Genomic DNA, 22,505 nt, shown 5'->3' with positions numbered 1-22,505 from the left:
CCTAACGTCATTCTGATACCGCTCGGCGTCCAACCCCGGGTATGGACGCGGCTGCGGTGCGTGAGCGCGCCGGCGAATTGCCCGGAGAGCCGGGCGTGTATCTCTTCGAGGCCGGCGAGTCGGTGCTGTACGTCGGCAAGGCCGTCGATTTGCGGAGTCGAGTTCGTTCCTACGCCGACCCCCGCGGCGAGCGTATCCGACGGATGGTCGGCGCCGCCGAAGGGGTCGACTTCGCGGTCACCGACACCGAGACGCAGGCGCTGCTGTTGGAGGCGAACCTCATCAAACGCCACCAGCCGCGGTACAACGTCCGCCTGAAGGACGACAAGTCCTACCCGCTGGTGCAGTTGACCGACCACGCGTTCCCCCGCATCGAGGTGACGAGAGACCCCGACGACGGTGCGACGGTCTTCGGCCCGTTCACGAACAAGGGACGGGTCGAGACGGTGCTGAAGGCCCTCCGAGAGACCTACGGCCTGCGGGGCTGTTCGGACCACAAGTACGCCGGCCGCGAGCGGCCCTGTCTCGACTACGAGATGGGGCTGTGTACGGCGCCCTGTACCGACGAGATATCGGCGGAAGACTACGCCGAAGACGTCGAATCGGTCGTCCGGTTCCTCGAAGGCGAGACGGGCGTCCTCGCCGAACCGCTGCGTCGTGAGATGGAGGCCGCCGCCGAAGCCGAGGCCTTCGAGCGGGCCGCCGCGCTCCGGGACAAACTCGACGCTGTCGAGGCGTTCCACGAGGGCGGCGGCGATGCGGTGGTGAATCGCGACGAGCGCGTCGTCGACGTCCTCGGCGTGGCAATCGAGGGCGAGCGGGCGACCGTTGCCCGCCTCCACAGCGAGGACGGCAAGCTAGTCGACCGAACGCGCCACCGCGTCGACGCCCCGGAGGGCGAAGACCGCATCGCAGCGGTGCTATCGGCGTTCATCCCGCAGTTCTACGCCGACCGGCCCCTGCCTGACGTGCTGTTGTTACCCGAACGACACGGCGATACCGAACTCGAACGCTGGCTGGACGCGGAGGGCGTCTCGGTTCGGGTTCCGGGGGCGGGTCGGGAGGCGACGCTCGTCGAGTTGGCGCTGAAGAACGCCCGCCGGAAGGCAGGTGAAGTCGACGCCGCGAGCGCACTCGCTCGCCGACTCGGCATCGACCGCCCCGAGCGCATCGAGGGGTTCGACGTGAGCCACGCCCACGGGAAGGCCGTCGTCGGCAGCGACGTGACCTTCGTCGATGGCTCTCCCGCGAAGGCAGATTACCGCCGGAAGAAACTCGAAGAGACCAACGACGACTACGCGAACATGCGCGAACTGGTGCGGTGGCGGGCCGAGCGGGCCGTCGAGGGCCGCGACGACCGCCCGGACCCCGAGTTGCTCCTCATCGACGGCGGCGATGGGCAACTCGGTGCGGCACGGGACGCCCTCGCGGAGACGGGCTGGGACGTTCCCGCCGTCGCCCTCGCCAAGGAGGAGGAACTCGTGGTGACGGCGGACGGCGTCGAAAACTGGGACGACGACGACCCCGCCCTCCACTTACTCCAGCGCGTCCGCGACGAGGCCCACCGATTCGCGGTGCAGTACCACCAGACCGTCCGCGACGAGGTGTCGACGCCGCTGGACGAGGTGCCCGGCGTCGGCCCCGAGTTGCGGAAGCGACTGCTCCGACGCTTCGGGAGCGTCGGTGGCATCCGAGCGGCTTCCCGAACCGAACTGGCGAACGTCGATGGCGTCGGCGAGGCGACCGCGGCGGCTATCGACCGCGCGCTGTGACGGCGAAACGAGTCCGAACGGCTCCAAAGCTTATTCCCTTGCGTTCTGAACGGCCCGCATGGCACTGGTAGACATCGGTCTGTTGCTCGTCGGTCTCGTGTTGGTGTTCTTCGGCGCGGCGCTTTCGGTGTACGCCGTCTCGTTGCTCGGCTTCCTCATCGGCGCCGGCGGCGGCTACGTCCTCGCCCCCACCGTCCTCGGCGCCTTCGGCGCACAGGGACTCGTCGGCTTTGCGGTGGCCGTCATCGTCGGCGGATTGCTCGGTGCGGCGCTGTCCTACGTCGCGCTGTCGTTTGCGACGGCCATCCCGTCGTTCGTCGTCGGCGCCTACATCGGCCTGTACGTCATCACGCCGGTGTTCACCGAGGGCGGACTGATTCGCTATCTCGTCGCCGTCGTCGCCGGCATCGCCGGCGCCGTCCTCGGGTTCACGCTGACGAAGTTCGCGCTCGTGTTCATCACCTCCTTCGTCGGCGCGGCGCTGTCCTCCGGGGCGGTGACCGTGGCGAACCTGACGGCGGCCCGCGATGCGTTCTCGCCGGAGCCGATTCTCTTCGACCCGCTGGCGCGGACGCCGATTCTCGGCTTCGAGGTGCCGCTGTTCGGCGTACTGTTCGTCCTCGGGATTCTCTCGCAGGTGGGGCTGTTCCAACTCGGGTGGGTGGCCAAGATAGCGACCGTCCTCCCGGGCGTGGGGAGCGTCGTCGGCGACGACGAGTAGCACCGTCCCGGAGCATATTTCCTCGCGGAACCCCCTCTGGAAGACATGTACGATTTCGTCGTCGTCGGTGCCGGCCCCGCGGGGTCGCGGTTCGCCCGCTCGGCCGCCGAGGCTGACCGCGACGTGTTGGTGCTCGAATCCGGCGAAATCGGGCGGCCCCTGGCCTGTTCGGGCCACGTCAGCCTCGATATCTGGGACTTTCTCCCCGGCGAGGACAACCGACGGGAGTCCTCGGAATCGCGAGCGGTAAACGACGAGCGAAGCGAGTCGAGCGCCGCGAGCGCCCACGAGGACCTCTTCCAGAACGACATCTACGGGGCGCGGTTCCACCTCGGCGGCGCCGACAGCGAAGCTCACACCTTCTACAAGGACGAACCGGTGTCGAACGCCATCGACCGGGTGGGCCTCGACAAGACCCTCGCGGCGTGTGCCGAGGACGCCGGCGCCGAGGTCCGTGACGGCCACACCGTCACCGAAGTCGACGAGAAACCGGGGCGTGTCGAGGTGACCGCGAAGGGTCCAGACGGCGTCGAATCCTTCGAGTGTCGCATCGTCGCCGGCGCCGACGGCCCCCGCTCGCGAGTCCGTCAGGAGGTTGGCCTCCCGGAACCCGAGGAACTGCTCCACGGGGTGTTGGGCTTCGATTTCGAACCCGACGGGCAGGACTACGTCGACGTCCACCTCACCGTCCCGCGGTTCTTCGCGTGGCGCATCCCTCGTGGGGACGCCGGCGTCGAGTACGGACTCGCCGTCGCGCCGGGCGACGACGCCCCCGGGCGCTTCGAGGAACTGCTCGACGACTACGGCGTCGAGTTAGACGAACGCTGTTCGGGCGCCATCCCCATCGGTCCGCCGGACCGAACGGTCGGCAAACGGAGCTTTCTGGTCGGCGACGCCGCCGCCCAGACGAAGCCGTTCACCGGCGGCGGCATCATCTACGGAATGCGCGCCGCCGACATCGCCGCCCGCGAAATCGACCCCGAACAGCCGGCAACGCTGGAGAACTACGAGACAGCGTGGCGTAAGGAGTTGGCCGGCGACCAACGCCTCGGGAAACTGATTCGAGCCGGCTACTCGATGCCGAAGCCGGTCCAGAAAGCCGGGATGAAGGCGTTCTCCGGCGAAATCGGCGTCCACATGGACCGGCCGACCTCGCTGTTCTCGAAGGCGCAACTCCGCGCGCTGTTTTCGTGGAACTAATCCCCGCCGACGACCTACGGCGGCTATGACATCGCCCGACTCCACCCCGCGGACCGAGGGGCCCTTCCGCCTGCTGTCGGGGCGCACCGACGACGAGTGGCTGTTGCTCGACGCCGAGTCGGCGGACCCGACGTACGTCCCACGCGAGGCGCTGCCCGACGACGCCGTCGTCGGCAACCGCATCGACGCCGACATCTCCTGGGACGGCGACGAGCCGGTCGTCGACGCCGCGAGTATCGAGACTGCCACGACCGTCGAGTTCGTCCGCACGGAGGCGGTCATCTTCGAGGCCGCCCAGAACTGTTTCGAGGCGGCCCGCGCCGAGGGCGAGGCGATGAACTCGCGAGTCACCTACAACACGGACAACGAGGCCAACGGCGTCCTCTACACCTTCGCCGAGCAGGCCGGCAGTCGCGACCTCTTCGAGGAGTTCCGCGACGGCCTGAAGCCCTTAGAGCCGCTCATCGCCCGCGCGGCCCAACCGGAGGCAGTCGACCCGCCGTTTTCGGTGTTCGTCATCGACCCCGAGGAGCCGTTCGTCGTCGTCTACATCGTCCTCGACCCAGAGGGCCTGCTAGACGAGACGGTGCGGGATACGTACCTGTAGGCGTCTACAGATCATCGTCCTCGTAGGCTTCCTGGTAGCGTTCAATCGCGTCTTCGTGGCCCCGGACGGCCGTCTCGTAGGTCGCTTTCAGGTCCTCGAGTGGCGTCTCCGTCGCGTCGACACGGAGGTTCTCGTAGGCCGGTTCGATGGCCCGTTCTTCGGTGGTTTCGACGAGCAGCGCGGCGCTCTGAACCGGCAGGTCCTCGCGTTTGTCGCCACCCTCGGCGTGACCCGCTTCGAGGGCGTCGATGAGTCGCTTGGCGAGCGGTTCCCCCCGGTCACTGTTGTCGTAGCTGTCGGCGACCGCATCGATGACTGCCTCGCCGGTCAGGAGGTTCCCGGCGACGGTGTACTCACCTCCATCGTGATGTCCGAACCACGGCTTGCACTCCTCGCCGGAGAAGACGAACGACCCCTCGCTGTCGACGCCGTGGAGTTGGCGGTTCTCGGCACCGTCGTCGGCGTTGAGAAGCGACTGCAGGGCATCCTCGACGGCCAGTCCGTCGTCGATGTACTCGATGCCCTTCTCGCCCAACTCGACGTTGACGAGGCTCTGGGTGGCGACGGCGCCGTTCTCGCTGGCAAAGGGACACAGCGTGCCGACGCCGGCGAGTCGGGTCGTCACGGCCACGCCGAAGCGGTGCTGTTCGGTGCCGTCGTCGTCTTCGTAGGCCTCGTGGACGCAGATGCTGAAGGTCATACTCTGGGGTGTGTCGTGATGAGCCAAAAAGGTCGGTATCGCGGCGATGAAGCGCTATCGGAGTGTGACTGTCTTCGCCGAATCCGTGCTGTTGCCCGCCGCGTCGGTGACGGTGAGCACCACCTCGATCTCGCCGTGGCCACCGCGCTCGCGGAGTTCGTGCGTCCCCGAGGCCGACGAACCGCCGACATCGGTCGTCGTACTGTTCCAATCGGTCACCTCGGTCGTCACCGCCCCGAGGTCGCCGTCGGCGTCGGAGACCGCCCAGTCGACCTCGACACGTGCCCACTGGGGGTTGCTGGTGTCGGTGAGGTCGAAGTTGTCGATGACGGGGGCACTGTCGGTATCCTCGGTTTCGGTCGCCGACGTGGTGTCGGAGGCCGTGTTGCCGTTGCCATCGGAGACGACGAGTTCGACGGTGTAGCTGTTTCCGGAGCCGTCGTCGCCCGAAGCGACCAGTCGGGTCGCCCCGCTTGCGGAGTCGCCGCTGACGCTGACCGAGGCAGTATCTTCGGTTTCGCCATCGGTGTCGTCGGTCAACGTCAACTCGACCGAATCGAGGTCGCCGTCCGAATCGCTGACCGACCAGTCGACGTCGAACTCCGCGTCGGAGTCGCTGGTCTCCACTTCGCTGGCCGAGAGGCTGTCGACCGTCGGAGCGCTCTCGGTGGTGTCGGTAGTGACGGTAATCGAGGAACTGCTGGTGTTGCCCACCGAATCGGTCGTGTTGGCCTCGAGCGTGTGCTCGCCATCCGAGACGGCCGTCGTGTCCCACGAGTCCTCGTAGTAGCCGGATGTAGAATCGTACGTAGTCGACCGCGAGGAACCGCCGTCGACGGCGTAGCTCACGTCCAGCGAATCGTCGCCGTCCTCGCTGTCGGAAGCGTCTATCTGGACGGTAACGGTCCCGGAGACGGTGTCACCGTCGCTCGGAGCCGCCCACGAGACGCTCGGTTCGGAGTCGGTGTCGCCGTCGAGGACGGCCGCTTCGGCGTTAAGTAGGCCGGCCCCCTGTTCGCTGCCGCCGAGGCCGATGTCCTCGGCGGTCGAGGTCAGTTGGTCGCGCGCCTCCGTGTTCGTGTAGCCGCTGGCCATCAACTGGCCGGCGGCGCCGGAGACGTGCGGGCAGGCCATCGACGTTCCCGAAAACGTGTCGTACCCGCCGACGACCGTCGAGTAGATACCACCGCCGGGTGCGGCGAGTTCGACCTCCGGCCCGGTCGAAGAGAAGTTCGACAGCGAGTCGTCCTCGTCGGTCGAACTGACCGCGATAACGGTGTCGTAGGCGGCTGGAAAGCCGACACAATCTGTACAGGGACCATCGTTGCCCGCCGCCGCCACCAGCAGGACGCCCTTCTCGTAGGCGTACTGGCAGGCGTCCTTTACGGTCTGTGACCCCGAAGACGCCCCCAGCGAGAGGCTCGCAACGTCCCACCCTTGGTCGGCAGTGTACTCGATACCAGCCGCTACGTTGGAGAACGACCCCGACCCGTTCTTGTCGAGCACCTTCACCGCGTGCAGCGTCGCGTCCGTCGCGACGCCGACGACGCCCTCGGAGTTGTCCACGGCGTCGGCGATGCCGGCACAGTGGGTGCCGTGGTCGTTGTCGTCGGACCACGCGAAGTTGCAGTTCGACCCCTTGCAGTCCTCGTAGGCTTTGCCCGCGCCGACGTTGGCCTGCAGGTCCGGATGGTCGTCGTCGATGCCGGTGTCGATGATGGCGATATCGGCACCGTCGCCGGTCGCGCCGTCGTCGTGGAGAACGTCGGCATCAACGCGGTCGACACCCCACGGGAGGGTCTGGATCGCCTCCATCGTACCGTCCGCTTCGACGTATCGGACGTCGTCGCGCTCGCGCAGTCGTCGAACGGCCTCGTCGGAGAACCGACCCGCAACCGCCTGTCCGAGGTCGCCGAACCTGAGTGTTCGATTGACCGACTCGGCCTCCCGCCGAGCACGACGGGAACCCCCCTTCCCCGTCGTCCCGACGATACGCTTCGGTGGCCGCCCCTTGGCGTTCGCACCACCGACGAGCACGCCCGTCGACGCCCCAGCGGCCACCATCCTGAGCGCCGCCCTACGCGAGATATTGTTTACCATACCAACTGCTTCGATATATGTGTGAATTAATATTCCGGTCAGCGCAGCGAATGATAGCGTCGGACGTAAAGCCTATGGCGTCAGCAACCACTGTCGGTCGTATGGGCATCATGAGCAAGATTCTCGGCGGGAACTCCCACAACGCCGAGGACTACGTCGAACTCGACATCGACGACTTCGACGCCGACGCGGGCGACGCGACGGTGAAAGTACATTTCGCTGAAATCAGCGACAAGAACGACGTCATCGACATCAAGGACGCCGTCTACGACGGCGACATCGTCATCGCCGACATCATCCGGCACACGACGACCGACCGGACGATGGAGCACATCTCCGACGAGCTGAAGCAGGTCGCCCACGAGGTGGGCGGCGACATCGTCCAGAAGGAGGACGACCAGATCGTCATCACGCCGGGCGGCGTCGGCATCTCGCGGGCGAAACTCGGCCGGTAGTCAGGCGTCGGAGCCGACGAGCAACACCTGTTTTTCCGTTCCCGAGACGGTTCGCCACTCCTCGCCGTCTTCGCTGACTTCGACCGGGCCGAACGTGTAGACGTTCGTTTGGTCGACGCCCGACGGCGCGCGAGCGATGTAACCGCGGTCGTCGTCGGTCACCGCGCCGCGGAACTCGATGTAGTTCTCGCGCGTCTCGGGTGGAGTAGTCTGCGTGTGGGGGTGGTCGGCCTCCGCGACGATCCAGCCGTCGGGGACGCGGTCACGGACGAACGTCGGTCCACCCTCGACGGTCAGTTCGTGGCGGTCGTGTGACCCGCCAGCGAAGACCGACCCGCCGTTGGCACGGGTGACGGCCACGTCGCTCTCGCCACCGTCGTCCCCATCGTCACCGTCCTCACCGTCGCTTCCGCGAACCGGGAGCGTCAGCGTCGATGCGGCGTGGTCGACGACGACGCCGGTTCCCGCGCGGGCAGAGGTGAACCCGGCGTCCGTCGAAGCGAGGGTGAGTCGGAGCGTGTCGCCCGACTCGAGGTAACGTTGTGTGCCGACGAGTTCGAACTCGACGGTCTGGGACTCGCCGGGCGTGCCCTCGATTGCGACCGGTGCAACCTGATTGTTGAGCAGCGTCGCCTCCCCGTCGGAGACGTGATACAGTTTTCCGAACAGGAACGCCCGCGCGCCGACGAGCGTCACCGAAAGCGACAGTTCGGGCGTGCCGAGCAGTTCGATGTCGTCGCCGACTGCGAGGTCGAACTCGGCGACAGAGACGGGTGCGGCGTCGGTGTTCTCGGGGCTGAAGTGGCTGGTCGACGTGGGTGCGACGCTGTTGATGACCGGACTCTGGCCCTCGCCGGCGATGTCCGCAAGCGACGCCTCGAGTTCGTCGGCGTCGCTCGGTGGGAAGCCGTCGGCCTCCCGGAACTCGCCGTTCTGGATGTCCCAGTACGTCAGCGGCGCGATACCGGAGTCGCCGCCGTCACGGAGATGTTGATCGAACCACGACAGCGCCATCGACTCGATCTCCTCGACCTGTTCAGCCGGTTCGACCGTCTCCGTCCCGGTGTGGCCGCCGTTGAACAGGACGAACCGCGAATCGACGCCGTCCTCGCGAAGCGCCTCGACGATTCGGTGGCCCTCGTTCGGCGTAAAGAGGGTGTCGGGAAGCCCCTGAACGACGAGGGCGGGCGTGTCGATGCGGTCGGCTTTCGAGACGGTCGAGCGCACCTTGAGGAACGATTCTCCCTCCGGCGGCAGGCGGTTCTGCGACATCGACTTCGCGTATATCTCGTGGAGTCGCGGTGAGACGCCGCGCTGGAGGTTCTCCTGGTCCGGGTTCTGGACGCCACGAGCGGCGGCGATGCCGGCGCCGTACAAAAGCGTCGTCCACCCGAGTTTCGGGACGCCGTTGGGCACCAGCGAAAACGAGAGGTCGTGCCACGGGACGACGGGGACGAGCGCGTCGATGCGGTCGTCGACCGCCGCGGCGTTGAGTTGGATGCCGCCGGCGTAGGAGGCCCCGAGCATCCCAACCCTCGGCTCGCCGTCGGCGGCGTTGTCGATGCGGTCGTCCTCGCGGACGAAGTCGATGAGCGCGGACACGTCGGCGACCTCCTTCGGTCCCGAGAGGCCGACTTCGGCCGTCGAGTCGCCGAACCCGCGCTGGTCGAAGGCGACGAGCGCGTAGCCGTGGTCGGTCACCAGCGGGCCGTACCCCTCGACGCTGGATTTCGAACCGCCCCATCCGTGAGTTGCGAGGATGGCCGCATCGGCGCCTCCTTCGGGGACGAACAGGGTCGTGGGTATCTCGACGCCGTCGAACGATTCGACGCGGTGTTGTTCTCTGGTGTAGCCGTCTTCCGCCGCCGCGGCGGCCGTTCCCGTCCCGAGCAGCGAGGCGAGACCGATACTGCCGGCGGCCGTCACGAACTCCCGTCTATCCATACGCGTTCGTTGCGAGTTCTCCGGATAGGTTCGTCGCCGACAATGCAGGGTAGTTTAAATCCCGCGCCGGTCGGTGACACGCCGCGTCCGGCTTCAGCACCCTTAACCGGCCGAAGCGGTCCCTTCCTGATATGGAACCCGCGATACGTACAGACGACCTCAGGAAGTCCTACGGGGACGTAGTGGCCCTCGACGGACTGACCTTCGAGGTCGACGAAGGGGAGTTCTTCGGCTTGCTGGGACCGAACGGCGCCGGCAAGACGACGTTCATCAACGTCCTCGTCGGCCTCGTTCGGAAGGACGGCGGCACTGCCGAGGTGTTCGGCTTCGACGTCGAAACCGAGTATCAGGAGGCACGGGACCGCATCGGCCTCGCCCCACAGGAGTTCAACGTCGACCGCTTCTTCCCCATTCACGAGGTGTTGGAGCACAAAGCCGGCTACCACGGCGTGCCGAGCGACGAGGCCGAACGGCGCGCCGAAGAGGCGTTGAAGACGGTCGGTATCTACGACAAGCGCGACACGCGCTTCGATTGGCTCTCCGGCGGCATGAAGCGCAGATTCCTGTTGGCGCGGGCGCTCGTGACGAACCCCGATTTGCTCATTCTGGACGAACCGACGGCGGGCGTCGACGTACAGTTGCGTCGTGACCTCTGGGGTGTCATCGAACGGCTCAACGCCGAGGGGACGACGATTCTGTTGACCACCCACTACATCGAGGAGGCAGAACGGCTGTGTGACCGCGTCGCCATCGTCGATTCCGGACGCGTCGTCGAGGTAGCCACGCCCGACGACCTCCGGTCTCGCGGGACCGACCAACTGTATCTGACGCTCGACGAGCCGCTGGACGCCGTTCCCGACATCGACCTCGACGGCATCGTCGAGGCCCGTGTCGACGGCGACTCGCTCGTCGTCACCGCACAGGGCGGCAGTCGCCTCGCGCCCTCGCTGCTCCGGGAGTTGGAGTACGAGGGCTACGAGGTGACGAACCTCGACATCCGGCGCGCCTCCCTCGAGGAGGTGTTCGTCGACATGACCAGAACCGACGACGAGGCCGAGCAACTGGGGGCGATTCACCAGTGAGTTCGACGTTCGGCGTCGGCTTCCGGTCGCTGTTGAAGCGGGAAATCCTCCGGTTCGTTCGTCGGCCCAAGAACACGTTCCTCCCGCCGGCCATCACGAACGTGCTGTACTTCGCCGTCTTCGGCGTCGTGTTGGGCCAGCGCATCGAGGACATCGCCGGCTTCGACTACATCGTGTTCATCCTGCCCGGGTTGGTCGTGTTGGGCGCCATCTCCAACGCCTTCGAGAACTCCTCGTTCTCCATCTTCCACGGCAGATGGAACGAGTACATTCACGAGACGCTCACCTCGCCGCTGTCGTATTCGTCGATGGTGCTGGCCTACATCCTCGCCGCCGCGCTGCGGGGGCTGGTCGTCGGCGCCATCATCGTCGCCATCGGCCTGCTGTTCACGCCGGTGCCGCTCGAAGAGCCGCTGTTCCTGGCGGCGTTCATGCTCGTCATCCCGACGCTGTTCGCCGCGTTGGGCGTCGTCGGCGGCCTGCTGGCCGAGGACTTCGACCACCTGACGGTGATGAACCAGTTCATCCTTCGGCCGCTGGTGTTCTTCGGCGCGGTGTTCTACTCGCTGGACATCCTGCCGCCGCTGTACCGGACGCTGTCGCTGCTCAATCCGATGGTTTACATGGTCAACGGCGTTCGCTACGGCTTCCTCGGCTTCCAAGAAGTCGACCCGATACTGTCCCTCGGCGTGTTGAGCGGGCTGACAGCAGGCGTCGTCGCCCTCGACGTGTATCTGTTCAAACGCGGCTACGGACTCATCGACTAATCCCCGTTGGGGAAGTCGTCGATTCGGTCGTGGACGTACGCTGCCCACTCGTCGAGCGTCCGGTGCATCAACTCACGGGCCTCGTCGGGCGGTGTCGCCCGGTACTGGTAGACGTGGCCGCCGGAATCGAGCAGTCGGCGGCGGCGGTCGGCGAGGTCCTTCTCCATGAGCGTCGACAGCCCGCGGTTGACGTTGCTGCGGTCGCGGTCGACGGCGTTGGCCAGTTCCGCGACCGTGCTGTCGGGGGCGTCGAGTAGTTCCAGATACAGTCTCGCCTCGTGGTCCTGTACGCCGAACACACACCGGAGCACCTCCTCGAAGCCCGGTTCGGAATCGAGCATCAGATCGCGGAACCGTGAAGGGTCCGGGTCGGGGTTCATATCCACGGATGGGGAACGCTCGGCGATAAAGCCACCCGATACCGGACGGTAACCCGCTTTCGGAACGCCCAGTCAGTCCAGGAGGTACGTCAACAGCCCCTTCTGAGCGTGGAGGCGATTCTCGGCCTGGTCCCAGACGATGGCCCGGTCGCTCTCCATGACGGCGTCGGTAATCTCCTCGCCGCGGTGGGCGGGCAGACAGTGCATGACCCGCTGGTCGTCGAGTAAGTCGTCGTTGACCTGGAAGCCCGCACGCGAGAACGCTTCGAGTTTCTCGGCGCGCTCGGACTCCTCGCCCATGCTCACCCACACGTCGGTGTAGACGATGTCCGCCCCGTCGACGGCCGCTTGTGGGTCCGCGACGATTTCGGGGGCGCTACCGAGTTCTTCGGCGCGTTCTAACACGTCGTCGTCGACGCCGTAGCCCTCGGGCGTGGCGACGACCAGATCGAGGCCGACGATGGCCGCACCCAACACGAACGATTGACAGACGTTGTTGCCGTCGCCGACCCACGCGACTCGGGCGTCGAAGCCGTCGAATCGTTCGCGGATGGTCAGCAGGTCGGCGAGCGTCTGACAGGGGTGGGCGTCGTCGGTGAGGCCGTTGACGACGGGCACCTCGGCGTACTCGCCCAACTCGACCACGTCGGCGTGGTCGAAGACCCGCGCCATGATGACGTCGACGTATCGACTGAGCGCGCGAGCGGTGTCCTTGACGGGTTCGCCGTGGCCCAGGTGGATGTCGTCGGGGCCGAGGAAGATGGCGTGGCCGCCCAACTGGGTCGCGCCGGTCTCGAAGGATACCCGGGTTCGCGTCGAGGGTTTCTCGAATATCATGCCGAGCGTCCGGCCGTCCATGGCGTCGTCGGTTTTCCCGCGGGCGGTCCGCTCCTTGAGGTCGGTCGCCCGCGTCAACACGTCGTCTATCTCCTCGCGCGTGAGGTCGTCGATGTTCAGGAAGTTCATTGCAAGTCCTCCGCGACGGCCTCCAGTACCGCCGTCGCACGGTCGAGTTCGCGTAACTCGAGGTGTTCGTCGGGCGCGTGGTCGAGGTCCGAGTCGCCGGGACCGTACGTCGCCATCGGGCAGTCCCAGGCCCCGGCGAAGATGTTCATGTCGGCGGTGCCGGTCTTCCGGAGCAGGCGGGGGTCACCGCCGGCCTCGCGGATGGCGACGCGGAACGCCCGCCCGACTGCAGTCCGGGGGCTCTGCATCGTCGGTTCGACCGCGTCCTTCCAGTTGACGGTACCGGAACCCGACAGCTCGGCGTCGGCCAACTCCCGGACCTCGTCGGTCGAATACGACGGTGGAACGCGCAGTTGGGCGTCCAGCGTCGTCTCGACGGCCAGTCCGTCGTCGCTGGTGCCGCCCTCGATGTGTACGGGTTTGGCGGTCACGCGCTCGAAGACGGGGTCGTACTCGTCGCCGCCAAAAGTCTCCTCGACGGCCGACCACCACGCGATGGCGTCCTGAATCGCGTTGTTCTCCGGGCGGGAGGTGTGGCCGGACTCGGAGGTGGCGACGTAGGTGCCCTGCAGGATGCCGCGGTAGCCGAGTGTGATGCCGTCCCAGCCGGAGGGTTCGCCGTTGACGACCGCCTCGGGTGCCTCGCGCTCGGCGATGAGGTGGCGGGCGCCGCGGGAGTCGACTTCCTCGCCGACGACGCCGACGAAGGAGACGCCGGTCCGGACGGCAGCGACCGCAAGCGCGACGAGCGGTCCTTTCGCGTCGACGGAGCCGCGACCCCACAACTCGGGGCCGTTCTCGCCGTCCTCGACTCGGACGGGAATGTCGCCCGGTACCGTGTCGATGTGGGAAGTGTACAGTACCGAATCGTCGGCCGGCGCGCGAACGTTGCCGACCTCGTCGATGAACACGTCCCGGCCGTGGTCTTCGAAGAACGCCGCGAGCGCCTCGGCACACTCCGCTTCCTCGGGCGTCGGCGAGGGGATGGAGACGAGCGTCTCCAAGAGGTCGCGTGCCTCCTCGTCGGGAGTGGCGTCGCTCATGCGATGATGTCCTCCAGCGCCTCGACCACCCTGTCGGCGTGTTCACGCTCGATGGTCAACGGCGGCAGGAGACGGACGACGCTGCGGCCGGCCGGCAACGCGAGGATGGAGTGCTCCAACGCGAGGTCACGCAGGATGGGGTTGGCCCCCCGTTTCACTTCGACGCCGACCATCAGGCCGTTGCCGCGGACCTCTCGGACCGACTCGCCGATGGCGGCTTCGAGTTCCTCGGTGAGGTACGAACCGATTTCGGCGGCGTGAGCGGGAACGTCCTCGCGTTCGATGACGTCGAGGGTGGCACCCGCCGCCGCCGACACCACCGGGCCGCCGGAGAACGTCGACCCGTGGTTGCCGCAATCCTCGGCAATCCAGTCGCGAACGAGCGTCGCGCCGATGGGGAGGCCGCTGCCGAGGCCCTTCGCCGTCGTCACTACGTCGGGTACGACGCCGTGGTCGTCGGCGGCCCACAGCGACCCGGTCCGGCCGAGACCGGTCTGAATCTCGTCGAGAATCATCGCCGCGCCGGCCGCCTCGGTTTCCTCCCGAACCGTCTGCAGGTACTCCGTCGAGGCGGGGTTGATGCCACCTTCGCCCTGCAGCGGTTCGACGATGACCGCTGCAGTCTCGGAGTCGATGGCGTCGGCCATCGCCTCGCCGTCGCCGTAGGGGACGAACTCGAAATCACCGGCCAGCGGGCCGAAGCCGTCCTTGTACTCGTCTTTCCACGTCGCGGCGAGCGACCCCATCGTCCGGCCGTGGAAGCCCTGCATCGTCGCGACGACTTTCGAGCGCCCGGTAGCGTGTCGGGCAAACTTCAGCGCGGCCTCGTTGGCCTCGGTCCCCGAGTTACAGAGCCACACGTTGTCGATGTCGCCCGGCGCGACCTCGGCCAACTGCTCGTACAGCGCCGTCCGCGGGGCGTTGGGGTAGGAGGCCTGAACGTACATGAGCCGCTCTATCTGGTCGGTCGCGGCCTCGACGACGTCCGGGTGGCAGTGACCGACCGGCGTACAGGCGTAACTCGCGCCGAAGTCCAGGTACTCGGTTCCGTTCGTGTCGTAGAGGTAGACCCCCTCGCCACGGTCGATTTCGATGGGTTTCTCGGAGAAGACGAATCCGCTCATAGTTCTAATCAGGTGTCACTCCAGCGCGCTCGGGTAGACGTGCGTGCCGCCACCCGAAAGCGCCGACTGGATGGGGTTCTCGGCGTTGGCGCTGGCGACGACGACTTCGCTCGCGCCGCCTTCCAGGGCCTCCGTCGCCGCCATGACCTTCCGGCCCATGAACCCCTCGGCGGCGGCTTTCAGTTCCTCGTACTCGTCGGGCGTCTCGACGGACTCGATGAGCGTCGAGGCGTCCTCGGGGTCGCGATACACGCCCTCCACGTCGGTCAGCGAGACGAGCGTCCCGCCGAGTTCGGCCGCGGTCGCCGCCGACGCACGGTCGGCGTCGGTGTTGACCGCCACGCCGTCGTCCGCAAGCATCGGCGGCGAGGCCACCGGCGTGTAGCCGTCTTCGAGGAGCGTCGACAACAGGTCACCGTTGACGTCCTCGATTTTGCCGGAGTGGTCGCCGCGGCGAATCTTCTTCTTGCCGTCTTCGACGACGCGGACGGCGGATTTCCGTGGACCGTACAGCAGTTTGCCGTCGACGCCGGAGAGGCCGACCGCGTCGACGCCGTGGTTCTGGAGGCCGGTGACGAGGTCGGTGTTGACGAGGCCCGACATCGCCATCTTGAACACGTCCATGGTCTCCTCGTCGGTGAAGCGGCCGACGACGCCGCTCGGCGTCTCGACGTATTCGGGTTCGATACCCATCTTCTCGAGGGCGTCGTCGACGGCGGTCGACCCGCCGTGGACGACCGCCACGTCGGTACCGTCCTCGCGGACGGCGGCGATGTCGGCGAGTGCGCCCTCCGGTTCGACGGCGCGAGCGCCCCCGATTTTGACGACGACGGTCATCTACGGCGCTCCCACGGGGTGCATTCCCGTGAACTCCAGTCCGGCCGTCTCCTCGAGTCCGAGGGCGATGTTGGCCGCGTGGACCGCCTGTCCCGCGGAGCCCTTCATCATGTTGTCGATAGCCGAGAAGACGACGAGGCGTTTGTTGCGGGGGTCGACCTCGAAGCCGACCTCCGCGAAGTTCGAGCCAGCGACCGCCTTCGGTTCGGGGTATCGGTACACCCCGGAGCCGCCGGCGACCAGCCGGACGAACGGTTCCTCTTCGTAGCTGCCGCGATAGGCCTGCCAGAGGTCGCCCTTCGAGACCGGCCCGTTGGGGTAGACGTGACAGGTCGCGGAGGCGCCGCGAGTCATGTCGACCGCGTGGGCGGTAAAGGAGACCTGCGTGCCGAGGTACTCCTCGATTTCGGCCTCGTGGCGGTGGCCCGTGGGAGCGTACGGCCGGACGACGCCGGAGCGTTCGGCATGCGAGGAGGCCTCCCCGCCGCCGGCACCACCCTCCGAGGAGCCGACCTTCACGTCGACGACGACCTGCTCGTCGCCCGAGAGGATGTCGGCGTCGAACAGCGGCTTGAGGCCGAGGATTGCGGCCGTCGCGTTACAGCCGCCCGACGCGATGAGGTCCGCGCCGGCGAGGTTTTCGCGGTTGAGTTCCGGCAGCGCGTATTCGGATTCCGAAAGCAGTTCGGGTCGGTCGTGGCCGTCGTACCACTCGTCGTACTGTTCCTCGCGGTTCAGTCGGAAGTCCGCGCTCAAGTCGACGACGGTGTCGGCGGCCTCCCGGAAGGCGTCGATGTGGTCCATCGTGACGCCGTGAGGCGTACACGCGAAGAGCACGTCGACGGAGTCGAGGTTTTCGGGACTCGAAAACCGGAGGTTCATCCCCCGGAGGTTCGGGTGGACCGAGCCGACGGTCTTGTTCTCGTAGCTTCGAGAGGTGGCCTGTGTCACTTCGAATTCGGGGTGGCCGTCGAGGAGGCGGAGGAGTTCGCCGCCGGTGAAGCCACTACCCCCGACGACCGAGGCGGTGTAGCTCATGCGGTCACCTCGACGCCCTGTACCTTCGCCTCCAGCCAGTCGACGACCGTACCGGGCACGTCCACGTCGGTGACCTCGTTGAGCGCTTTGAACTCGACGGTGTGGTTGACCTCGTGGACGGTGTAGGAGTCGCCGGTTTCCATGAGGTCGACACCGAGCAGGCCGCCGCCGACGGCATCGGAGGCGCGTTCGACGAGGTCGGCCATCTCCTCGGTGACCTCGATGGGTTCGGTCTCGGCCCCGCGGGCGGCGTTGGTGAGCCAGTGGTCCGAGGAGCGAGCCATCGCCGCGACGGGTTCGCCGTCGGTGGCGACGACGCGGATGTCACGGCCCGGCTTCTCGACGAACTCCTGGATGTAGAACACCTTGTGCTCGTAGTGGCCAAGGGTCTCCTTGTGTTCGAGGATGGCCTCGGCGGCGTCGCGGGAGTCGATTTTCGCCATCAGTCGGCCCCACGACCCGACGACGGGTTTCAGCACGCAGGGGTAGCCGAAGTGCTCGATGGATTCCATAGCGGATTCCTTGGTGAACGCCACCTCGGTGGCGGGCGTCGGCACGTCCGCGTTCGCGAGGACGAGGCTGTTCCGTGCTTTGTCGGCGCAGATAGCCGCCGTCTCCGGTTCGTTGACGACCGGAATCCCGTAGGAATCGACGAATCGGGTGATGTAGCGCGACCGGCTGGTCGCGAGACAGCGGTCGACCACGATGTCGACGCCGTCGAAGACTTCCGGAACGTCGTGAACGCTGAAACGCTCCTTTCGGACGTCGATTTTCGTCACCTCGTGGCCACGGTCGCGGAGCTCGCTGAGCAGGAGCTTCTCGTCGCGACGGATGCGCGAGTAGAGGATGCCTACGTTCATGCTCAGACACCCTCGGTGGTCGCGTAGCTGGCTGCGCCGACGTACATCGCCTTACTCCCCCCAGTCCTCTTCCAGCTCAGGTGCCGTCTCCAGCTCGACGGGGTCGTCTCCGACCACTTCGAGCTCGGCACCGCAGGTCGCACAGTCGACGATTTCTCCGACTTCGAGGTCGTCGTGCAGGTCCAGTTCGGCCCCGCACTCGGGACATTCTGCCATTGTGACCGATACTCGTCGCTATATTCACTTAAAGGCTTCGAACTTGTCAGTATAGTATAACAACGCGTACCGGCCGCTATGCGGGAAAATGAGGCGTTTGAAGCGTTCGAGTGACGTTGCGTGTCAGTTTTGTGGTAGTATGTCCCCGGCCGGGGACGGCGGGGGTCGACGCGGGGGGACGGGCCGCCGTCGTTCAGACACGACGGTTCACCTCCTCGCGGCGCCGTTCGGCTGCCTCGGCCACCGCTTCTCGGCGGGCCTCCAGCGCCTCGTTGTCGACCTCGACGGCCGTCACCGCTCGGTCGAGGGCGCCGGATACCGCTTCGGGTGCCGGACCGCCGAAGGAATCGCGGGATGCGACGCTTTCCTCGGGGTCCAGCGCCGCTTCGACGGCGTCGCGGTCGACACGTGCCTCGAGCGGTTCGCCGAGCACATCCTGTGCGGCGGCATCGAGGGCCGCGTAATCCGACCCCGATTCGGCGGCGAGCGCCACCATCTCGTGGGCGGTCCGGAACGGCACGCCGGCCATCGCCAGCAGGTCGGCGACGCCGGTGGCCGTCGAAAACCCCTCGCCGGCGGCGTCAGCAAGCGTCTCAGTGGGCCACTCGGCGGTCGCGACCGCGCCGGCGGCCACCTCAGTCGCCTCCCTGACCGCGTCGACGGCATCGAAGGCGTGGTTGTGGGCCCGCTGAAGATCGCGGTTGTACGCACGCGGCAGCCCCTTCAGTATCGTCAGCAGGGCGTTCAGCCCCGCCGATGCGTCGCCGGAGGCCCCCCGAACCAGCTCCATCGTGTCCGGGTTCTTCTTCTGAGGCATAATCGAGGACGTCGAGGAGTAGTCGTCCGAGAGGTCAACGAACCCCTTGTTGGAGAACACGACGAGGTCCTCGGCCAGCCCCGACAGCGTCGTCGACAGCGCCGCGACCGCGGCGGTCGTCTCCACGAGGAAATCCCGCGCGGAAGCGGCGTCCATCGAGTTTTCGAGGACCGACTCGAAGCCGAGCAACGCCGCGACCCGCTCGCGGTCGATATCGAAGGGCGTTCCCGCGAAGGCGGCCGCCCCCAGCGGCGAGCGGTCGATGCGGTCGTAGGCGTCGAGCAGTCGCTCGGTGTCGCGGGCCAGCGCCGACTCGTAGGACAGCAGGTAGTGCCCGACCGTCGTCGGTTGGGCCGGCTGGAGATGCGTAAATCCCGGCATCACCGTCTCGGTGTGGTCGGCCGCGAGGTCGGTCAGCACCTCGCGGGCCTCGATGACCGTCTCGACGGTCGCCAGCACGTCCTCGCGCAGGCGATAGCGGATGCAGGTCGCCACCTCGTCGTTGCGCGAACGGGCGGTGTGCATCCGGCCGCCGCGCTCGCCAACGTGTTCGATGACGGCTGTCTCGATTGCGGCGTGAACGTCCTCGCCGTCGGGCAGGGCGTCGTGGTCCGCCGCCTCCACGTCGTCGAGCGCCTCGAGGATGGCCACGGCGTCGTCGCCGTCGATGATGCCCTGTTCGTCGAGCATCACGACGTGGGCGCGGTCGACCGCGAGGTCCGCCTCGAAGATGCGTTCGTCGGCCGCGAGACTCGAGAGGAACCCGCGGGCGGGGCCGCCGCTGAAGCGCTCGCGGCGAACGACATCGTCGCTACCTTCCTCTTCGCTCATGTGGCTATTCCTCGTTCTGACTGTCGATGACGCGGTTGGCCAGACGCTCCTGGAAGCCGTGGTACTTCGCGACGCCCGTGGCGTCGTCCTGTTCGATGCCGCCGATGACGTCCTCGGTGTTGAACGAGGCCGCTTCCGCGGAGTAGACTGCGTACGGCGAGGAGCGACCGACCGGACGGGCCTGGCCGCCTTCGAGGCGAATCGTCACGCTCCCGGTGACGCGGGTCTGGGTCTCCTCGATGAAGCCCTCCAGTGCACCGACGAGCGGCGCGTTGACGAGGCCCTGATACCCCTTCTCGGACCACTCGTGGTCGATCTGCTTCTTGAAGGAGCGCTCTTCCTTCGTGAGGACGAGGTCCTCCAGCGCCTGGTGGGCGTTGAGCAGCACCGTCGCCGCGGGGTGTTCGTAGTTCTCGCGGACCTTCAGACCGAGCATGCGGTCCTCCATGATGTCGGAGCGGCCGACGCCGTAGTCGCCCGCGAGGTCGTTGAGCGTCTGGGTGAGTTCGACCGGCTCCATCGCCTCGCCGTCGAGGGTGACGGGATAGCCGTTCTCGAAGCCGATTTCGAGTTCGCGCGTCTCGCCCGTGGGCGCGGTCGTCCACTCGTAGATGTCCTCCGGTGGGACGTAGCTCGGCTCTTCGAGTTCCGACCCTTCGATGGAGCGACTCCAGAGGTTCGTGTCGATGCTGTATTTGCCCTCGTCGCCGCCCTCGACGGGCAGGTCGCGCTCGGCGGCGTACTCCTGTTCGAACTCGCGGGTGAGACCGAGTTCACGGACCGGAGCGATGACCTCCATGTCGGAGTCACGCCAGACGGCCTCGAAGCGGAGTTGGTCGTTGCCCTTCCCGGTACAGCCGTGGGCGAGGCCGGTACAGCCCTGCTGTTCGGCGACCTCGAGAATCGCGGCGGCGATGACCGGACGGGCGAGTGCGGTACCGAGGGGGTAGCCCTGATAGGAGGCGTTGGCGCGGACGGCGTCGAAACACAACTCGGCGAACTCGTCTTTCGCGTCGACGACGTAGTGTTCGAGGTTCAGCGCCTCGGCGGTCTCTTCGGCTTCGGCGAACTCGGCTTCGGGTTGGCCGACGTCGACGGTGACGCCGATGACCTCGTCGTAGCCGTACTCTTCTTGCAGCAGCGGGACACAGACTGTCGTGTCGAGCCCACCGGAGAAGGCGAGCGCGACGCGTTCGTTGTCGGACATTGATATGGTGTTTTGGATGACGGACCGTCAACCGGACGGTTTTCGTTGAAAGCGAGGCGAGCGCGACTGGAGTGAGTACTATTCGGGCCTAACGGCCCGGTCGCGGTCGCCGAAGAATGGAGTACCCACCGGTGAGCACGGACGCGCCGGAGCGGTGGGTTTGCGTCATGTATCTCGTTCTATTCTCAGAGCGGTATTAAACGCTTGTGGAACGGCGGTTCCGTGGCAGGCGATAGCGTGGCGTACGCCACCGAGCCCGGTCGCTGTGGTCAGCTCCGTCGGCGGCGAATCGCCAGAAGCGCGACGGCGACCGGGACGAGCGCGACCAGAAGCGCCCGGGCGGCGGTGCCGAACCCGGATGGCTGCTCGCCGGGGGCGGCGTTAGTCGTCTCCGCCGTCGCGTCGTCGGTCGGCGTCTCCGTACTCGGGTTCGTGAACTCCGCGTAGAACCGCGAGAAGTTCGAGGTACTGGGGTTCCACAGCGCGCTGTTGCGCTGGACGCGGAGCGGGCTGGGGGCTAACTGCCCGCGGACGTACCCTTCAGGACCGTGCACCGCGACCCGGCGACGGTCTTGGTCGAAGGGTTCGTAACTGCTGCGGAACGGTTCGGCGACGATGACGCGGTCGGACTCGGCGTAGGCGAAGTTCTCCCATGTCGCGTGAACTTCGAGTCGGCCGTACCCCTCGCCGTCCATCTCGTAGGTCTCGACGCTGACGTTGTGGACGCGCATGTCACGGCCCGAGGCTGCACTGCCGTTCTCGGCCATCGACCGGAACTGCGATTCGATTTCGTCTCGCCACTGCTGTCTCGCGGTTTCGTTCTCTGCGAACCCCTCGTACACCTGTCGTTCCTGCTCGTCGTCGAGGTCGTACGAGGAGACGTGATGGACCGACGCATCACCGTCGGCGTGCAGTTCGATGCCGATGAGGTTCCGGTCGGGTTCCTCGTGGGCGGCCGCGCCGACGCCGGCGCCGACCGCGACGGCGAGACAGCAGACGACGGCCACGGCGACCGCGAGCGTTCCTCGCATCGACCGTTGGTCTGTGACCCGGTGGCAAAGCGGTTTCGCCTCGTGACGGCCACAGTGCTTTTGCACACGCCACGCGCAGTCGACCGTATGCTCCCCGACAGAGCCGGTATGGACGTAGAGGACCTGCTGAAGATTATCCTCGTGCTCATCATCGTCTGGATTGCCGTCGACATCGTCCTCGACGTTCTACAGTTCGCCTTCGGCGGCCTCAGTTCCATCGTCGGCATCCTCATCGTCGTGCTCATCGTCGCGTACTTCCTCGACTATATCTGACGGCGCGACCGTTCCACAGCGCCTATACCGTTCTCCCGCCGAGTACCGCCAGTGTACAGCCTGAACGTCCCCGTCCCCGGCGGGGTGTCGAAGCTCGCTCGTGGCCTCGCTTCGGAGTGCCTCACCGCGACACCGCGGGACCGTCACACGCTCGTCGTGAAGCGTCTCGGCGACGGCGACCCCTCGTCGCTCGGCCGCGACGTTCGGCAGGCGTTGGCCGGTCTCGACCCGTTCACCGTCGAAATATCGGGCGTCGGCGTGTTTCGAAACCCACCGACCGGCCGTGGGCCGGTCGCCTACCTCCGCGTGAAGTCGCCGCAACTGGAGCGCCTTCACGCCGTTTTGTGTGACCGTTTCGACCCCGTCGACGGCATCGAAGGCGGCGACTACGTCCCCCACGTCACGGTCGCCCGCGGCGGCGATGCCGACCGCGTGGCCAGCAGCGACGTGAGCGCCGAGTGGACCGTCGATTCGCTCGTCGTCTGGGCCGCCGACTACGGCGAAGTTGTCGAACGCGTCTCGCTGCCCGCCTGA

The 22,505-nt window shown here is 66.8% G+C and carries 23 protein-coding genes; 9 read left to right on the top strand and 14 right to left on the bottom strand.

The annotated features are described in order from the left end of the window. Window positions 1-41: 41 nt before the first annotated feature. Genes HWX69_RS03870 through HWX69_RS03855 form a run of 4 tightly spaced genes read left to right on the top strand, consistent with a single transcriptional unit; the run spans window position 42 to window position 4,300 of the window. A complete protein-coding gene (locus HWX69_RS03870; protein WP_178915790.1) occupies window positions 42-1,772 on the top strand; it encodes an excinuclease ABC subunit C in 1,731 nt (576 codons plus the stop codon). Between the two features lie 58 nt (window positions 1,773-1,830). Then, window positions 1,831-2,493, top strand: a complete 663-nt coding sequence (locus HWX69_RS03865; protein ID WP_178915789.1) for an ABC-2 transporter permease — start codon at window positions 1,831-1,833, stop codon at window positions 2,491-2,493. Window positions 2,494-2,538: 45 nt separating this feature from the next. After that, window positions 2,539-3,693: a geranylgeranyl reductase family protein gene (locus HWX69_RS03860; RefSeq protein ID WP_178915788.1), complete on the top strand. Its 1,155-nt coding sequence runs from the start codon at window positions 2,539-2,541 to the stop codon at window positions 3,691-3,693. Between the two features lie 25 nt (window positions 3,694-3,718). After that, window positions 3,719-4,300, top strand: coding sequence for a DUF6663 family protein (locus HWX69_RS03855; protein WP_178915787.1), 582 nt, complete (start codon window positions 3,719-3,721; stop codon window positions 4,298-4,300). Window positions 4,301-4,304: 4 nt separating this feature from the next. Here the strand turns inward: HWX69_RS03855 and HWX69_RS03850 are convergent, their stop codons facing one another. Both HWX69_RS03850 and HWX69_RS03845 read right to left on the bottom strand, forming a co-directional pair. After that, on the bottom strand, window positions 4,305-5,000 hold the full coding sequence (locus HWX69_RS03850) for a DUF1028 domain-containing protein (protein WP_178915786.1): 696 nt from the start codon (window positions 4,998-5,000) through the stop codon (window positions 4,305-4,307). Between the two features lie 54 nt (window positions 5,001-5,054). After that, complete coding sequence (locus HWX69_RS03845; RefSeq protein ID WP_178915785.1) at window positions 5,055-7,100, bottom strand: S8 family serine peptidase; 2,046 nt, start codon at window positions 7,098-7,100, stop codon at window positions 5,055-5,057. Window positions 7,101-7,201: 101 nt separating this feature from the next. Here HWX69_RS03845 and HWX69_RS03840 point away from each other — a divergent pair, with 101 nt between their 5' ends. Continuing rightward, window positions 7,202-7,555 (top strand): cell division protein SepF, encoded by a 354-nt coding sequence (locus HWX69_RS03840; RefSeq protein ID WP_178915784.1) that lies wholly within the window; start codon window positions 7,202-7,204, stop codon window positions 7,553-7,555. Here the strand turns inward: HWX69_RS03840 and HWX69_RS03835 are convergent, their stop codons facing one another. Further along, window positions 7,556-9,499 (bottom strand): S15 peptidase family protein, encoded by a 1,944-nt coding sequence (locus tag HWX69_RS03835; protein WP_178915783.1) that lies wholly within the window; start codon window positions 9,497-9,499, stop codon window positions 7,556-7,558. It lies immediately after the preceding gene. Window positions 9,500-9,630: 131 nt separating this feature from the next. Here HWX69_RS03835 and HWX69_RS03830 point away from each other — a divergent pair, with 131 nt between their 5' ends. Then, window positions 9,631-10,581 (top strand): ABC transporter ATP-binding protein, encoded by a 951-nt coding sequence (locus HWX69_RS03830; RefSeq protein ID WP_178915782.1) that lies wholly within the window; start codon window positions 9,631-9,633, stop codon window positions 10,579-10,581. Next, window positions 10,578-11,348, top strand: a complete 771-nt coding sequence (locus tag HWX69_RS03825; protein WP_178915781.1) for an ABC transporter permease — start codon at window positions 10,578-10,580, stop codon at window positions 11,346-11,348. The genes HWX69_RS03830 and HWX69_RS03825 overlap by 4 nt, the downstream gene beginning before the upstream one ends. Here HWX69_RS03825 and HWX69_RS03820 read toward each other — a convergent pair. The 11 genes from HWX69_RS03820 to HWX69_RS03770 form a co-directional block, all read right to left on the bottom strand. Beyond that, entirely contained in the window at window positions 11,345-11,728 is a 384-nt protein-coding gene (locus HWX69_RS03820) for a helix-turn-helix domain-containing protein (protein WP_178915780.1), read from the bottom strand. The two genes, HWX69_RS03825 and HWX69_RS03820, sit on opposite strands and share 4 nt — an antisense overlap. Before the next feature lie 72 nt (window positions 11,729-11,800). Continuing rightward, a complete protein-coding gene (argF, locus tag HWX69_RS03815) occupies window positions 11,801-12,694 on the bottom strand; it encodes an ornithine carbamoyltransferase (protein WP_178915779.1) in 894 nt (297 codons plus the stop codon). Continuing rightward, entirely contained in the window at window positions 12,691-13,737 is a 1,047-nt protein-coding gene (locus HWX69_RS03810) for a [LysW]-lysine hydrolase (protein WP_178915778.1), read from the bottom strand. The genes argF and HWX69_RS03810 overlap by 4 nt, the downstream gene beginning before the upstream one ends. Next, window positions 13,734-14,861: an aspartate aminotransferase family protein gene (locus tag HWX69_RS03805; RefSeq protein ID WP_178915777.1), complete on the bottom strand. Its 1,128-nt coding sequence runs from the start codon at window positions 14,859-14,861 to the stop codon at window positions 13,734-13,736. The genes HWX69_RS03810 and HWX69_RS03805 overlap by 4 nt, the downstream gene beginning before the upstream one ends. Window positions 14,862-14,876: 15 nt before the next feature. Further along, a complete protein-coding gene (locus tag HWX69_RS03800) occupies window positions 14,877-15,698 on the bottom strand; it encodes an acetylglutamate/acetylaminoadipate kinase (RefSeq protein WP_178915776.1) in 822 nt (273 codons plus the stop codon). Further along, entirely contained in the window at window positions 15,699-16,736 is a 1,038-nt protein-coding gene (argC, locus tag HWX69_RS03795) for an N-acetyl-gamma-glutamyl-phosphate reductase (RefSeq protein WP_178915775.1), read from the bottom strand. After that, the gene (lysX, locus tag HWX69_RS03790; RefSeq protein ID WP_178915774.1) at window positions 16,733-17,596 is read right to left on the bottom strand and encodes a lysine biosynthesis protein LysX; all 864 of its coding nucleotides are present in this window, start codon (window positions 17,594-17,596) and stop codon (window positions 16,733-16,735) included. Before lysX ends, argC begins: the two co-directional genes overlap by 4 nt. Window positions 17,597-17,647: 51 nt before the next feature. Continuing rightward, the gene (lysW, locus tag HWX69_RS03785) at window positions 17,648-17,812 is read right to left on the bottom strand and encodes a lysine biosynthesis protein LysW (RefSeq protein ID WP_156709028.1); all 165 of its coding nucleotides are present in this window, start codon (window positions 17,810-17,812) and stop codon (window positions 17,648-17,650) included. Window positions 17,813-18,005: 193 nt separating this feature from the next. Next, complete coding sequence (gene argH, locus HWX69_RS03780) at window positions 18,006-19,460, bottom strand: argininosuccinate lyase (RefSeq protein WP_178915773.1); 1,455 nt, start codon at window positions 19,458-19,460, stop codon at window positions 18,006-18,008. 4 nt (window positions 19,461-19,464) lie between these two features. Beyond that, window positions 19,465-20,667 carry an argininosuccinate synthase gene (locus HWX69_RS03775; protein WP_178915772.1) on the bottom strand — a complete coding sequence of 401 codons (1,203 nt, stop codon included), beginning with the start codon at window positions 20,665-20,667 and terminating at the stop codon, window positions 19,465-19,467. 269 nt (window positions 20,668-20,936) lie between these two features. Beyond that, window positions 20,937-21,698 (bottom strand): DUF7345 domain-containing protein, encoded by a 762-nt coding sequence (locus HWX69_RS03770; protein WP_178915771.1) that lies wholly within the window; start codon window positions 21,696-21,698, stop codon window positions 20,937-20,939. 87 nt (window positions 21,699-21,785) lie between these two features. On the opposite strand from HWX69_RS03770, the gene HWX69_RS03765 reads away from it, so the two are divergent. Together HWX69_RS03765 and HWX69_RS03760 are read left to right on the top strand one after the other, a co-directional pair. Further along, the gene (locus tag HWX69_RS03765) at window positions 21,786-21,971 is read left to right on the top strand and encodes a DUF7554 family protein (protein ID WP_178915770.1); all 186 of its coding nucleotides are present in this window, start codon (window positions 21,786-21,788) and stop codon (window positions 21,969-21,971) included. 51 nt (window positions 21,972-22,022) lie between these two features. Continuing rightward, on the top strand, window positions 22,023-22,505 hold the full coding sequence (locus HWX69_RS03760) for a 2'-5' RNA ligase family protein (protein ID WP_178915769.1): 483 nt from the start codon (window positions 22,023-22,025) through the stop codon (window positions 22,503-22,505).

Origin of the sequence: Natronomonas gomsonensis, from assembly GCF_013391635.1 — an archaeon.
GTDB lineage: Archaea > Halobacteriota > Halobacteria > Halobacteriales > Haloarculaceae > Natronomonas > Natronomonas gomsonensis_A.
This window is presented reverse-complemented; position numbering and strand designations above follow the sequence as displayed.